11 protein-coding genes are annotated in these 14,095 nt (G+C 68.2%); 5 read left to right on the top strand and 6 right to left on the bottom strand.

What is annotated here, in order from left to right; translation table 11 throughout:
* Positions 1-9: 9 nt before the first annotated feature.
* Both H5399_RS18445 and H5399_RS03935 read right to left on the bottom strand, forming a co-directional pair.
* The gene (locus tag H5399_RS18445; RefSeq protein ID WP_182781686.1) at positions 10-1,815 is read right to left on the bottom strand and encodes a histidine kinase; all 1,806 of its coding nucleotides are present in this window, start codon (positions 1,813-1,815) and stop codon (positions 10-12) included.
* Complete coding sequence (locus tag H5399_RS03935; RefSeq protein ID WP_182781685.1) at positions 1,812-2,450, bottom strand: response regulator transcription factor; 639 nt, start codon at positions 2,448-2,450, stop codon at positions 1,812-1,814. Before H5399_RS03935 ends, H5399_RS18445 begins: the two co-directional genes overlap by 4 nt.
* A 153-nt stretch (positions 2,451-2,603) precedes the next feature.
* Between H5399_RS03935 and H5399_RS03930 the strand changes: the two genes are divergently transcribed.
* The 4 genes from H5399_RS03930 to H5399_RS03915 all read left to right on the top strand — a co-directional run bounded on the left by H5399_RS03930 (position 2,604) and on the right by H5399_RS03915 (position 7,275).
* On the top strand, positions 2,604-3,008 hold the full coding sequence (locus H5399_RS03930) for a hypothetical protein (protein WP_182781684.1): 405 nt from the start codon (positions 2,604-2,606) through the stop codon (positions 3,006-3,008).
* A 202-nt stretch (positions 3,009-3,210) separates the two neighbouring features.
* Positions 3,211-5,604 (top strand): glycoside hydrolase family 3 C-terminal domain-containing protein, encoded by a 2,394-nt coding sequence (locus H5399_RS03925; protein WP_182781683.1) that lies wholly within the window; start codon positions 3,211-3,213, stop codon positions 5,602-5,604.
* Positions 5,605-5,623: 19 nt separating this feature from the next.
* Positions 5,624-6,250 carry a hypothetical protein gene (locus H5399_RS03920; RefSeq protein WP_182781682.1) on the top strand — a complete coding sequence of 209 codons (627 nt, stop codon included), beginning with the start codon at positions 5,624-5,626 and terminating at the stop codon, positions 6,248-6,250.
* Positions 6,251-6,264: 14 nt separating this feature from the next.
* On the top strand, positions 6,265-7,275 hold the full coding sequence (locus H5399_RS03915; protein ID WP_182781681.1) for a glycosyltransferase family 2 protein: 1,011 nt from the start codon (positions 6,265-6,267) through the stop codon (positions 7,273-7,275).
* Here H5399_RS03915 and H5399_RS18440 read toward each other — a convergent pair.
* The gene (locus H5399_RS18440; RefSeq protein WP_182781680.1) at positions 7,268-8,569 is read right to left on the bottom strand and encodes a sensor histidine kinase; all 1,302 of its coding nucleotides are present in this window, start codon (positions 8,567-8,569) and stop codon (positions 7,268-7,270) included. The genes H5399_RS03915 and H5399_RS18440 overlap by 8 nt on opposite strands.
* The gene (locus H5399_RS03905; protein WP_182781679.1) at positions 8,566-9,279 is read right to left on the bottom strand and encodes a LytTR family DNA-binding domain-containing protein; all 714 of its coding nucleotides are present in this window, start codon (positions 9,277-9,279) and stop codon (positions 8,566-8,568) included. The genes H5399_RS18440 and H5399_RS03905 overlap by 4 nt, the downstream gene beginning before the upstream one ends.
* 89 nt (positions 9,280-9,368) lie before the next feature.
* Here H5399_RS03905 and glf point away from each other — a divergent pair, with 89 nt between their 5' ends.
* Positions 9,369-10,511 carry a UDP-galactopyranose mutase gene (glf, locus tag H5399_RS03900; RefSeq protein ID WP_182781678.1) on the top strand — a complete coding sequence of 381 codons (1,143 nt, stop codon included), beginning with the start codon at positions 9,369-9,371 and terminating at the stop codon, positions 10,509-10,511.
* Positions 10,512-10,607: 96 nt separating this feature from the next.
* Here glf and H5399_RS03895 read toward each other — a convergent pair whose 3' ends face one another.
* Together H5399_RS03895 and H5399_RS03890 are read right to left on the bottom strand one after the other, a co-directional pair.
* Positions 10,608-13,577, bottom strand: a complete 2,970-nt coding sequence (locus H5399_RS03895; protein ID WP_220490763.1) for a glycoside hydrolase family 3 C-terminal domain-containing protein — start codon at positions 13,575-13,577, stop codon at positions 10,608-10,610.
* A gap of 51 nt (positions 13,578-13,628) precedes the next feature.
* Complete coding sequence (locus H5399_RS03890) at positions 13,629-14,039, bottom strand: hypothetical protein (protein WP_182781677.1); 411 nt, start codon at positions 14,037-14,039, stop codon at positions 13,629-13,631.
* Between the last annotated feature and the right edge of the window lie 56 nt (positions 14,040-14,095).

Below are 14,095 nucleotides of genomic sequence, written 5' to 3'. Positions count from 1 at the left end.
GCTGGAGAACTACTCGTGTGCCGTCGTCGCCCCTAGTCGAGCGGGCACTGGGGCGGTCAGCGGGAGGACTGCGAGCACGTACCCACCGGCCTGCGTGGGGCCGGCCTCGAAGGATCCTCCCAGCTCCTCGGCCCGCTCGCGCATGGACCCCAGACCCACGCCTGGGCGCCACTGAGTGTTCGGGTCCTCAGCCCTCCTTCCTTCGGCGTGCCCGTCGCGCACCTCGATGAGGAGCGCCCGCCCACCAGGGTGGTCGGAGGGCTCGAGCCGCACGATGGCCCGCGTCGACCCTGCGTGACGCGCCACGTTCGACAACGCCTCGGTGACGATCCGGTAGGCCGCCACCTCCACGGCTGCGGGGAGCCCGCTCGGCACATCCGCGTCCAGCTCGACGGAGATCGGCTGCCCCGACGCACTGCGCAGCGACTGCAGCTGCAGCCGGAGGGCGCCGACCAGCCCCAGCTCGTCCAACGACGGGGGCCGCAGTCCGTCCACCAGCCCGCGGATCTCGACGATCGCAGCGGCGGCCTCGGCGCGCAGGTCGGAGAGCAGCGCAACGGTGGCCCCGCCGTCGGAGCGGAGGGTGTTGATCGCCGCGTCCGCGGTGAACGCGATGCCCGTCAGCCTGGGTCCCAGGCCGTCGTGGAGGTCGCGGCGCAGCCGTCGCCGCTCGTCCTCGACCCCGGAGATGACCGTGACCCGCGAGGCCCGCACCTCGGCGGCGAGCTCGTGAGCGCGCAGCGTCTGGGCGAGCAGGGGGCCGGCGAGCGACAACACCTGTTCGTCGTCGCGGCTCAACCGCAGCTCTCCGCTGCGTAGGCACACGACCAGCCGCCGGGTCCCCGGCGACCCCGGCTCGAGGGGGCGAACCGCCTCCGTCCCCACCCTGCTCCCCGACTCGGCGAGGGTCACGCCGCCCGCGACGACCGCGGCGTAGGGCAGCCCGAGCGCGTCCCGGATGGCCTCGAGCGCAGACTCGGGCTCGTCGCCGACCGACCCAGCCACCCGAGCAGCGGCGTCGAGAGGATCGCGGCGGCGCCCGAACAAGAGCTCCTCTACGACGCCTCGCAGGACGTGACGCAACGGGTGCACCCCCAGGGCCAGGGCCGCCGCCAGCAGCCCCTGGACGCCGACGGTGGGGGGGCTCCCCAGGAGGAGCTCGACCATCGCCGCCACGAGGCCGAACGCCGCGATGTACCCGGCCACGGTCGTGAAGGTGACTGTCACCCAGACCAGCGCCCCGCGCGGGCTTGTCGTCGGGGCCCTGACCCCCACCACCATCGCGGGGCCGATCAGCGCCAACGACAGGATGGCGGCCACCGTCCCGACGAGCCCCAGCCCGCCGAACGCGCCCAGGAAGGACGCGCAGAGCGCGACGAGGAGGGCCAACGCGACCCAGGCCAGCGGCGCACGCTCCCCCGCCTCCCCCCGCTCAAAGGCCCACCACGTCCTGATCACCACCACGCTCAACACGGCGGTGGCGAGAACCGCGATGGCCCCCGAACCGGGGTAGGCGACGGCGGCTGCTCCGATGGCGACGCTCACCGTCACCGCCAGAAGATCGGGCGTGCTGCGCCTCACCCGCGGGTATGTGATGAGGCTGAGCGGCAGGAAGAGCACGCCTGCGGCGGTCCAGGGCCTGGCCGGGTCGAGCCCGAGCCTCCCCATCGCGACACCCGTCACCCCGAATGCGCCGGCCAGGATGAGCAGCGCGGCCGAGGTGCGGCTGCCTCGCGTGGCGAGTAGCGCTACGCCCGATCCGATCAGGGCCAGGCACATCACCACGAGCGCGGAGGACTCGGCCACGTCGGTCACGAGCCCAGCCCCTCGTCGCGCGCCCGGATGATGGCCGCGGACCTGTCCGCGACCCGCAGCTTCGCGAAGATCGCCGTCAGATTGTTGCTGACCGTCTTGGGAGAGAGGAAGAGCTGCCTGGCGATCGCGGCGTTGCGCAGCCCCGAGGCCAGGAGGGTGAGGATCTCGCGTTCCCGCCCGGTGAGCTCCGGGAAGGGGACCGTCGACACCGCCGGCGCCGCGAACAGGCTGAGCATGCGCGCGGCGACCCCCGGCCCGTAGATGACCTGCCCGGCGGCGACCGCCCGGATGGCCGCGACAATCTCGTCCTGCTCAGCCCCCTTGAGCAGGTATCCGCGGGCGCCGGCCCGCATCGCGGTCAGGACGGTGGCGTCGTCGTCGTACATCGTCAGCACCAGGACCGCGACCTCCGGCACGGCCGCGCTGATCCGCCGGGTGGCCTCCACACCGTCGAGAATGGGCATCCTGATGTCCATGAGGATCACGTCAGGGTGGAGCAGCTGGGCCTCGCGCACCGCGGCCTCGCCGTCGGCGGCCTCTCCCACCACCTCCACCTCATCGATGGTGTCGAGCAGGGCGCGCAGGCCCCGTCGCACCACCGGGTGGTCATCGACGAGGACAAGCCGAACGGTCATGGCCCAAGAATGGCAGCCAGCCGCCTGGGTGGGCACCGGGAGAATGTTCCCGACCAGGCGGGACCCACTCCCGGGGCGAGGGGAGACGCGACTGTCGCGGTGGGATACGCGCGCGGCGCACGCTGGAGGGACACCAGACGAAAGGATCTCACCATGAACACCAGCGCCACCTCACTCGACCGGCCCAAGCTCGGGGCCAAGAGGATCACCGGCCTCGTCCTCGCCGGCCTCTATTCCCTGACCAACATCCCCTCAGCCCTCATTCCCGTCACCGGCGAGGTGGGCCCACCCTTCATCGTGCTGGTGCTGGGCTCGGTGCTCGGCGTGATCGGGCTGATGGCGGTCATCATCGGCTGGCGGACGGACCATCCGGCGGCGCACCGCATCGCCACCGGAGCCGTCGCGATCTCCGCCCTGACGGCCCTCCCTGCCTTCTTCGTCGCCGGGGTTCCGGTCCTGCTGCGCGTGATGGCCGGGAGCTCGATCCTGCTGGCGATCGTGATCGCGGTGCTGCTGCTGGCCCCGGCACAGCGGAGCCGCATGCCGCAGCCCGCCTGACAGCACACGCTCCGCCGGTTCACCAGGGCCCCGTCTCGCAAGGACGGGGCCCTGCGCTGTCGTCGGGCGGAACGCGACAGATCGTGCCGGTGATCGTGCCGGTTGTGCATGCGCGACGGGAGACACCCCCGGGCGGCGTGCTGGAATCAGTCCTACGGCGGAACGACCCGCCAGCCACCAAGCCCATCATCGGAGATGCCCCATGATCGAGAAGCTGACGACGCTGGAGAAGGCCGCCCTGTTGAGCGGCAAGAACGTCTGGGAATCGCGAGACCTGCCGCGACACCGCATCCCCTCGTTCTTCATGGCCGACGGCCCCCACGGCATCCGCAAGCAGGTCGGCTCGGGGGACCATCTCGGGCTCAACGCCTCGGAGCCGGCCACCTGCTTCCCGACCTCAGCGACGGTGGCCAACAGCTGGGATGTCGACCTGGCGAACCAGGTGGGCCACGCCCTCGGGCGCGAGGCACGCGCCCTTGACGTCGACGTGCTTCTCGGCCCCGGCCTCAACCTCAAGCGCAGCCCCCTGGGTGGACGCAACTTCGAGTACTTCTCCGAGGACCCGTACCTGAGTGGCAAGCTCGCCGCGGCCTACGTCCGCGGCGTCCAGGCCGAAGGCGTGGCCGCGACACCCAAGCACTTCGCGGTCAACAGCCAGGAGCTGCGCCGCATGGCGTCGGACTCCGTCATCGACGAGCGGACGCTGCGCGAGCTGTACCTCACCGCCTTCGAGATCGTGGTCCGCGAGTCCGCACCCAAGGCGCTGATGAGCTCGTACAACCGCGTCAACGGCACCTACGCCCACGAGCACCGCCACCTGCTCACCGACATCCTCCGTGACGAGTGGGGCTTCGACGGCGTGGTGATCAGCGACTGGGGAGGCAGCAACGACGCCGTCGCCGCCGTCGCCGCCGGGGCCAATCTTGAGATGCCCGCCCCCGGTTTCGACTCGGTGCGCCAACTCGTCGAGGCTGTCCGCGACGGCCGCATCTCCGAGGAGGCCCTGACCGCCAGGGCCGCCGAGGTGGTGGCGCTCGCACTCGGGGCCCGCAAGTCCCCGCGCCCGCAGGTTGACCGCAACGCCCACCACGACATCGCCCGTCGCGCTGCCGAGGAGTCGATGGTGCTGCTCCGCAACGAGGGCGCGATCCTCCCGCTGCCCGCCGGCACCACCGTCGCGCTCATCGGCGACATGGCCGACACCCCCCGCTACCAGGGCGCCGGCTCCTCCGCCGTCAACCCCACCCGCCTGACCAGCGCCCGCGAGGCCATCGCGGGCAGTGGGCTGGAACTGGCCGCGTTCGCGCAGGGCTACCGTCGGCACTCCCCCGCCGACGGGGACCTGGAGCGCGAGGCTGTCGCGGCCGCGGGGTCGGCCGACGTGGCACTCCTCTACCTGGGACTTGACGAGATCAGCGAATCCGAAGGCGTGGACCGTCGCCACATCGACCTGCCCGACGCGCAGCTCTCCCTGCTGCGGGCCGTGGCCTCCGCCAACCCGAACGTTGTCGTGGTGCTCAGCGCCGGCTCGGTCGTGGACATGGGCTGGGCGGACCGGACCCGGGCCGTGCTGCACGGCTATCTCTCCGGCCAGGCCGGCGCCGAAGCCGCGATGCGGGTCCTGACCGGGGCTGTCACGCCCTCGGGCAAGCTCGCGGAGACCTACCCGATGGCCCTGACCGACACCCCGACCTTCGGGAGCTTCCCCGCCGAGGGCCGCTCGAGCGTGTACCGCGAGGGTCTGTTCGTCGGGTACCGCCACGCTGAGGCCGCAGGGCGCGCCGTCCGCTACCCGTTCGGTCACGGCCTCAGCTACACCACCTTCAGCTACTCGGACCTCTCCGTGAGCGAAGCCGGCGCCAAGTTCACCCTCACCAACACGGGCCCCGTGGCTGGCTCCGAGATCGCGCAGCTGTATGTCGCGACGCCGGGCAGCGCCGTCGTGCGCCCGGAGAAGGAGCTCAAGGGCTTTGCCAAGGTGCGCCTCGCGCCGGGCGAGTCGCGCCGCGTCACGATCGCCTTCGACAGCTACACCTGGCGCCACTTCGACACCGCCACCGGTGGATGGGTGGTCGAGGATGCCGCCCGCCGCGTCCTGGTGGGCGCCAGCTCGGCAGACGTGCGGCTGAGCGGGGAACTGCACATCCCCGGGGTGAGCGTCACCAGCGCCGTCGCCCCCGCGACGCTGCGCACCGCCATGCTGCGCGGTCTCACCGACGACGAGTTCCGGGACCTCCTGGGCGTCACCGTGCTTCCGGAGAGCGCCGATGGCACGGTGGACCGCAATGACCCGCTCGGCGATCTCCGCCTGGGGCGAAGCCCGCTCGGCCGTTTCGCGCACTGGGTCCTGAACACCCTGCGCCTCCGCAGCGAGGCCAAGGGCGAGCCCGACCTCAACATCCAGTTCCTCTACAACATGCCCTTCCGCGCCTTGGGCAAGATGACCGGCGGCATGGTCAGCGACGAGATGGTCGACGGCATCGTCACCCTCGTCAACGGTCACCACATCCGAGGGCTGCGGATGATCCTCGGCGGCTTCATCCGAGCCCGCCGCACCACCAAGAACCTCACGCGCCAGCTCACCGCGGCCCGCTGAACCCAAGGAGATCCACACGATGTTGACCAAGATCCGCTCCATGTGGGCGGGATTCAGCGAACGCCACCCCGAGCTGTCCAAGTTCCTCATGTTCTTCATCCTCAGCAACGGCGTCACCGTGTTGCAGATCGTGATCATGCCCGTGTTCCGGGGGATCTTCGGCCGCACGTCGCTGATCGACACCGACTTCCAGGTGTGGCCCATCGGCTCCAACATCGACGGCTCGCAGTACTTCGTCTTCGACTACGCCGCGGGCGCGCTGCCGGATGGGGGTGGAGGCCTCGCGTACTTCCTGGCCGTCCAGCTCGCCATCCTCATTGCACAGGTGATCAACTTCTTCGCCCAGCGCAACATCACCTTCAAGTCCAACACCAGCATCTGGCGGGCGGCATTCTGGTACTTCGTCGCCTACCTCGTCATCACGCTGGTGGCCGCGGCAGCCCAGGGCTTCTACAAGGCGCCGATCTACACCTTCTTCATCGACACGCTCGGCTGGGGCCAGACAGGCGAGACCACCGCCGATGTCATCACGATGATCATCAACTCGGCCATCTCGTTCTGGGTCTTCTACCCCATCTTCAAGGTGATCTTCAAGCAGGAGCCCGTCACCACCGACGAGGCACCTGCCGAGCAGCACACGGCCTGAAAGGATCATCCGCTGTGACGACCCTGTCCCTGGTGGTGCCGAGCTACAACTCGGCCGCCTACCTGCACCGCTGCCTGGACTCGATGCTGCCGTTCGATGACGACGTCGAGGTGATCGTCGTCAACGACGGCTCCACCGACGACACGTCCGCGATCGCACACGGCTACGCCGGGGCGCATCCCGGCCGGGTCAGGGTCGTCGACAAGCCCAACGGGGGGCACGGGTCGGCCGTGAACGCCGGTCTCGACGCCGCCACGGGCAGGTACTTCAAGGTGGTCGACAGCGACGACTGGCTGGATCGCGGCGCCCTCGCCTCGATACTGGCCGTCCTGCGCGCCCAGGGCGACGAGCCGGTTGATCTGGTGGTGAGCAACTTCGTCTACGAGAAGGAGGGCAGAAGTCGCCGGCACGCGATGCGCTACCGCAACGTCCTTCCCCAGGGTCGCGAGTTCTCCTGGCGGGAGGTGGGACGATTCCGCCCCAATCAGGGGCTCCTGATGCACTCGCTGACCTACCGCACTGCGGTCCTGCGCTCATCCGGCATGCGGCTGCCGGAGCACACGTTCTACGTGGACAACCTCTTCGCCTTCGTGCCGCTGCCCTTCGTGCGGCGGCTGCAGTACCTCGACGTGGACCTGTACCGCTACCACATCGGCCGGGCGGACCAGTCGGTCAACGAATCCGTCATGCTGCGGCGGCTGGATCAGCAGTTGCGCGTCAACCGGATGATGATCGATGCCCTGCCAGACGCGGCATCCACGAACCCCGCCCTGCACCGCTATCTGGTGCACTACCTCGGATTGATCTGCGCGGTGTCATCGATCATGCTGATCCGCGCGGGGCAGCCTGAGCACCTGAGGCAGAAGCGGGATCTGTGGCGCGACCTCCGAGGAGCCCACGCCACCGCCCACCGGCGGCTGCGGCGCAGCGGCGTCGGTGCCCTGGTGAACCTGCCAGGCAAGGCGGGCCGGACGGTCTCCGTGTGGGCCTACCTCGCGGCGCAGCGCGCTGTCGGCTTCAACTGAGCGGCAGCAGCACCGTGCACGTGAACCAGTTGTCCTGAGCCGCGACGATAGCCTGACCGCCGTACTTCTCGGCGGCGAAGCGGATGCTCTTGAGCCCCAGTCCGTGGGTGCCGCCCACCTTCCGCGTGGCCAACTCCCCTTCCAGGTACTGCAGCTGTCCGTCAAAGTAGTTCTCAAACTTCATCACGACGAAGCGGGCCTGATTGAACACCGCGACCCGAATGATCCGGTGCTCCTCCTCCCCCAGCCGCGACACCGACTCGATCGCGTTGTCCAAGGCGTTGCCGAGGATGCTGGCCAGATCCATCACCTCGACGAAACCCAGCGCTGTGCCGTCCGCCACGCAGGTGAAGTTGATCCCGCGTGAACGGCAGTAGCGTGCCTTTGAGGTGAGGACCGTATCGAGAACCGGGTTGCCAGTGTCGAAGGCTGCTCCGAACTCGTTCAGCGTGTCTCCGAGGGTGTCCAGGTGCCGCCCGCGCTGCTCCGGATCTACCTCCGCCCGGATCACCTCCAACTGGTGCTTGAGATCATGGGCGGCGCGGCTCACCATGTCGATGTCCCGCTTGGCGGCCAGATACTGGTCGTGCTGGGTGCGCAGAATCCCGTCCATGGCCGCGAGTTCAAGATCAGCGCGCTGCTTGCGGAGCTGCTCGTGCTGGGCATAGAGGGCGATGTAGCCGGCAAGGTCCACCAACGTGCGGATGTAGAACACCTCGATGGAGATCGCCCCACTGAACGGCGTGTTGGGCGTGATGAAGCTGAGGTTGCTGAGCGCGAACGTCGTCACCGCCATGGCGACGGCGATGGCGAGCATTCGGGGACCGACGGCCGGCGCCGTCCCGTCGAAGTGACGGCGCTCAAGGATGTGGGCGGCACCGAACGCCACCGCGTAGAGGATCAGCAGCACGATCGTCGGAACCAGGCCCGTGACCCCGGGTTCGGGGTGGAAGTAGAACGCGTGGATCTGCCACTCGAGCGAGGCCACAAGCTCGGCCAACACGAACGCGCGGGCGGCGACGTAGCCGACGTCGCGCGGCCCCACCGTCGTGGTGACGGCGATGAAGGCGCACATGGCCGCCACCGCCAGCAGCATCCCGACCGTCCACAGCTGGAGCGGGAGCTTGCCGGCGAATAGCTGCACGGAGACGAGGACCACGAGGCCCACGACGCAGGTGGCCGCGGTCCCCACCACCCCCCACCGTCGTGGCAACACAAGGATGTAGACCACGCACGCCAGCCATTCGGCCAGCCCTGTGATCTCGCGAGGGATGTTGGGCAGGACCTCAGTCACGCCGGGTGCCCCCCGAAGTGGCCGGTGAGCGCCTCGAGGAACGGCTTCTTCCGCGAGCGGCTCACAGGCAGCGAGATTCCGCCGGTGAGCTTCGACTCTCCGTCGCTGAAGCCCTCGACGTGACGCAGGTTGACCAGCAGGAAGCTGTTGGAACGGAAGAAGCCACGCGGCTCGAGCTGGGCGGACATCTCCTTGAGGGTGCCGATCATCGACAGCTTGCCCTCGCTGGTGTGGAACACGAGCCGATGCTTGATGCTCTCGATGTAGACCACGTCGACCAGGTTGACGCGGAGCACCTCACCGCCCACGCTGAGCACGATGTGGTCGTCGCGGGCGCGGTCGAGGCGCTGCAGCGAACGCTTGAGCTCCTGGGAGAACGCGAAGTAGGGCACAGGCTTGAGGAGATAGCTCATCGCGTCCACCTCGTAGCCCTTGATGGCGAACTGCGCCATGTTGGTGACGAAGATGAGGATGACGCCCGGGTCAACCTCGCGGATCAGCCGGGCGGTGGCGAAACCGTCGAGGTTCTCCATCTGGACGTCGAGAAAGATGATGTCGAAGCGGGGACGGTAGGCGGCCGTGAGTTCAGAGCCGTCGGTGAACTCCTCCACGACGAACTGGCCACCGTTCTCAAGCTCGTAGCGGGCCAGGTAACTCTGCAGAAGGTGGCGGCTCTCCTCCTGGTCGTCGACAACTCCGATGCGGATCATGCGCCCTCCTCCCGAAGTCCCACACATTATCAACCGGCACCTGGCGGGGCGCTGGTAGCCTCGCCCACAACTGGTTACCGGGAGGACAGATGGATCTGTTGGTTGTGGGGTCTGGCCTGTTCGGGTTGACCATCGCGGAGCGGGCGGCAACTGAGCTCGGACTGCGGGTCAGCGTCGTCGAGTCGCGGGACCACATCGGTGGAAACGCCTGGAGCACGGTGGACGAGGCCACCGGCATCGAGGAGCACCGCTACGGGGCCCACATCTTCCACACGTCCAACGACGCGGTGTGGGGCTACGTCAATCGGTTCACCGCATTCACCCCCTACGAACACCGTGTCTACGCCCGCCGCCGCGGAGAGGTGTTCCCGCTGCCGATCAACCTCGGCACCATCAACCAGTTCTTCCGCACAGGCCTCGGCCCCGACGAGGCCCGCAGTCTCATCGACGAGCAGGCCGGCGAGCTCGCCGGCCGCGAGCCGGGCAATCTCGAGGACAAAGCCATCTCGCTGATCGGCCGGCCGCTGTACGAGGCGTTCATCCGGGGCTACACCGCCAAGCAGTGGCAGACCGATCCCCGCGACCTGCCGGCGTCCATCATCACCAGGCTCCCCGTGCGGTTCACCTACGACAACCGCTACTTCTCAGACACCCACCAAGGCATGCCCCGCGACGGCTACGCGGCCTGGCTGGAGCGCATGGCCGACCATCGGCTCATCGACGTCCGGCTGGGCGTGGACTTCCTCGACAGCGGCCAGGAGCTCAGCCGAGACGCAGCGGTCGGTCAGGTCCCCGTGGTCTACACCGGCCCCATGGACCGCTACTTCGGCCACCGGTTCGGGGCCCTCGGTTGGCGCACTCTGGACTTCGATCGTCAGGTGTTGGACGTCTCGGATCATCAGGGCACCGCAGTGATCAACGAGTGCGACGAGGACGTGCCCTACACCCGGACACTGGAGTTCAAGCACTTTCACCCGGAGCGGACGCACCGCTCCGGCACCGTCGTCGTGCGGGAGCACTCCCGCTTCGCGGACGCGGGCGACGAGCCGTTCTACCCCGTCGCAACCCCCGACGACCGGGCGCGGTTGGAGCAGTACCGCGAGGCGACGGTCGGGGAACCGCGCGTGCTGTTCGGCGGGCGGCTTGGGACCTACCAGTACCTGGACATGCACATGGCCATCGGCTCGGCGCTCAGCCGCTTCGACAGCACGGTGCGCGGCTGGTTCAGCTGATCTTCCGCCCGATCGCGATGGAGGGATCACGGCATAGACGCACACGGGTGCGGGACCCGGAAAGGGTCCCGCACCCGTGTGCGTTGCTAGGAGCGGTCAGCTTGCTGCCGAACCGGCCTCCGTGGTGGCGCTGTGGCGGCGCACCCGACGCCACACCAGGAACGCCCCGAGGAGGACCAGCGCGCCCAGGACGGCCGAGACCGCATACTGGATGTAGACCCAGGTGGGCGGGGTGTAATCGACAGTCGTGCCGGGGGCGAGCCCGTTCATCGCGTTGGAGTTCGCGACAGTGAACAGGATGTTCTGAGTCGCGTTCCGGATGTCGGTGACCGCCTTGGCGGAGGAGGTGTCCGAGAGCGACTTCGACGGCTGGAAGGTCAGGGTGAGATCCGTGCCGGCGCTGATCGACTGGTTCGGGTTCATGTAGGGGTACAGGTTGAAGTCCGAGATGGCGAACCCCTCGAAGCCCCATTCGGTGCGGAGCACGTTGGTCATCAGCGCCTCGGAGCCTCCGGCCCAGGTTGACCCGATCCGGTTGAACGAGCTCATGACACCGCCCGCGCCGATCGTGGTCTCCTCGACAGTGCCGTTCTCGTCGGCGATGTAGGTGACGTCCATCGTGATGTCTTTGACGGCCATCTCGAACGGCTTCAGGTACAGCTCACGGATGGTCTGCTCGTTCGCCCAGGTGGCGATCCCGTTGTTGACGCGGTTCGTCTCCTGCTCGTTGAGCGCGAAGTGCTTGAGCATCGTGTAGACGCCCTTCTCCGCGACACCGTCTGCCACTGCGGTGAGCAGCGCGCCCGAGAGGAGCGGGTCCTCCGAGTAGTACTCGAAGTTGCGGCCACCGAACGGAGAACGGTGCAGGTTGGCCGCTGGTGCGTACCAGCCGTTGATCCCCTTCTGCAGCGCCTCGTTTCCGAGCATCCTGCCCATCTCGGTGCCGAGATCGACGTCCCAGGTCTGCGCGATGAGGAACTGCGAGGGGTAGGCGACGCCGTTGATCGAGGAGTTGATGAAGGAGGAGAAGCCCGCCGGGCCGTCCGGCTCGAGCGTCTGCGGCTTGGCGATCGACCCGATGCCGGCGGTCTGGTATGCGCCGTTGAGCAGCAGATCGGTCATCTCGCCCACCGTAAGGGAGTCCATGATCTCCTCCCACTTCGGGTCGTCCTTCGCGAGCCCGCGCATGTCGATAAGCGTCAGGTCGGAGTCCTCTCCGAGAGCCGGCTTCTCACCGTCGAACTCCGCTGCTGCCGCTTCGTGATCCCAGGGGGCGAACCCGGCCACGACGGCGTCGTCGGCGACGAACATGTCGGGCGTCGGCGCCTGCGGGAAGGTACCCGCGAAGTCCGCACGCGACATCGAGAGGATCTTGCCCTCCTGGGGCTCGCTGGTGAAAGCGGCCGAGACATCGTCGAACTGGTTGGTGACCTCGGCGAGGTCGGTCGAGCGGTGGTCGTCGCCGGAGTAGACGACGTCATCGGCCACCGTGTAGGTGATGGGTTCGACGCCATCAGCGGGGGTGTGTGAGTCGGTGCGCAGGCTGATCTCGTAGTCGCCTGCCTCGAGCACGTACGCGCGGTTGTCGAGGTGGTCGTAGGAGGCCATGTCCTCGACGGCGATCTCGAGGGTGAGGGTCTCGGACGCGCCGGGCTCGAGCAGTCCGGTCTTGTCGAATGCCCCGAGCACCACCTCGGACTTCTCGATGCCACCGGGGGTGTAGGGCGAGGTGTAGTACAGCTCGACCACGTCCTTGGCCGCCTCGTCGCCGGTGTTGGTGACCTCGACCTCCACAGACACGGTGCCGTCGAGGTCGCCCGCCTCGCTCGAGACGATCTCCCACGCGAAGTCGCTGTAGCTGAGGCCGTAGCCGAACGGGTAGACCACCGCATCGTCGTAGTCGATGAAGCCCTCGGCTGCCGCGGTCTCGTAGTACCGGTAGCCGATGTAGATGCCCTCGGCGTAGTTCACGAACGGCGCGTCAGAGGTCAGCGTCGCGTTGGAGGTGGCCTGCTCGACGGCCGAGACCGGGAAGGACGCCTCGATGTTGTCGTAGATGAAGTCGCCGAAGTTCACAAACGTCGGATCTGCCGTGAAATCGGCGGCCCAGACGTCGGCTGTGCGACCGGAGGGGTTCACCTCGCCGTTCAGGATCCTACCCAGTGCCGAGAGACCGGTTGCTCCCGGCGATCCAGCCAGGAGGACCGCGTCGATCCCCGGGTCGTCCTGGACGTCGCCCATCTCGATGGTCGTCGACGAGTTGACCACGACCACCACCGTCTCGAAGGACTCCTTGGCAAGCTCGAGCAGGTCCCGCTCGTCCTGGTTCAGCTCCAGCTGGTGCTGGCCGTCGACGGCGTTGGCGTCCCAGTCGGTCATGTCCCGCGACAGGTCGCCCCCCTCGCCACCGGGGCGGCCGATGTAGACGATCGCCGCGTCGGAGTAGTCCGCGAACGAGGCCTGGTGAGCCTCGTAGTCCGCGACGACGAGCTCGCCGATGTTGTAGCTGGAGGCTCCGGGGTTGTCCATCTCGATGTGGCCCCGCTTGTTCTCGGCGACGAACGCCTCGATCGCCGCGTAGACCGAATCGTTGACCACAAAGCCTGCGTTCTCCAGCCCGCCCCGTGCCGTCACCGCAGATCGCGTGTCAACCGAGCCGGAGCCCGCGCCGCCGAAGACGGGGTCCGCCGCAGCACGGCCCAGCATCGTGACCCGCGACGCTGGAGCGAGCGGCAGCGCGCCCGCCTCGTTCTTCGCCAGGACGATGCCGCCGGCCGCGATCTCCTCAACCAGTTCCTTGGCCGCCGCGTCGACCTCCTCGATGTCGGCGAAGTCGGAGGTGTAGTACTCGGTGTCCCACTCCGCCGATTCCTCGGAGTTGGTGAAGGTGTACGTGCCGGACCCGAGCTGGGACGCGACCCATCCGCCTCCGGCGACGAGCGCCACGTTCACGACGATGATCAGCGCGGTCACCGTGGCGAGCACGGGGATCCAGATCCACAGGAACTTCTTGTTCGACATGGGCGCCTTCTGGCGACCTGTGTCCTTCTTGGGTCGGGCGTTCACTTCTTCTCTCCTTCGAGTACGGGCGGCGTGGGGAGTCCTCTGGTCGGAGGACTACTCGGTGACCTCGGTGATGGTGCCGTCCTGGTCGATCTTCCAGGTCTGGCCGGTCGCGGCGGAGTCAGCCTCGATGGTGAACTTGTCGCCATCGATCTCGATGGTGCCCTGCACACGGGAGGTGGCCTCGGAGTAGGTGTAGGGCATCACGAGGAGGCCGTACTTGACGGTGGGTGCGTCGACGTCGCTGGCCAGCATGACCTGGGCCCAGTCGTCGTCCTCGAGCGCCTCAAGCACCGTCTGGCGCGCGTTCTCCAGGTCCTCAGCCACGTCGATGTTCTGCGTGGCCTGGCTGCTCTGCGACGCGCTGCCGGCGCCGTTGTCGCCGGAGCATGCGGTGACGCCGAAGACGCCGGTGAGGGCGATCAGCAGGCCGAGTCCGGTGGTCAGGATCTTGTTGGTCTTCACAATTGTCTCCTTGTGGTCTCTGGCCTTGGGCTGGTCCCGCGGCCGGTAGTGGGGTG

Source organism: Tessaracoccus sp. MC1627, from assembly GCF_014164725.1.
Lineage (GTDB): Bacteria > Actinomycetota > Actinomycetes > Propionibacteriales > Propionibacteriaceae > Arachnia.
This window is presented reverse-complemented; position numbering and strand designations above follow the sequence as displayed.

Bases quoted from the DNA above. Each gene is read 5' to 3' on its own strand.
- H5399_RS03935 (WP_182781685.1), bottom strand. From the start codon at position 2,450: ATGACCGTTCGGCTTGTCCTCGTCGATGACCACCCGGTGGTGCGACGG.
- H5399_RS03930 (WP_182781684.1), top strand. From the start codon at position 2,604: ATGAACACCAGCGCCACCTCACTCGACCGGCCCAAGCTCGGGGCCAAG.
- H5399_RS03925 (WP_182781683.1), top strand. From the start codon at position 3,211: ATGATCGAGAAGCTGACGACGCTGGAGAAGGCCGCCCTGTTGAGCGGC.
- H5399_RS03920 (WP_182781682.1), top strand. From the start codon at position 5,624: ATGTTGACCAAGATCCGCTCCATGTGGGCGGGATTCAGCGAACGCCAC.
- H5399_RS03905 (WP_182781679.1), bottom strand. From the start codon at position 9,279: ATGATCCGCATCGGAGTTGTCGACGACCAGGAGGAGAGCCGCCACCTT.
- glf (WP_182781678.1), top strand. From the start codon at position 9,369: ATGGATCTGTTGGTTGTGGGGTCTGGCCTGTTCGGGTTGACCATCGCG.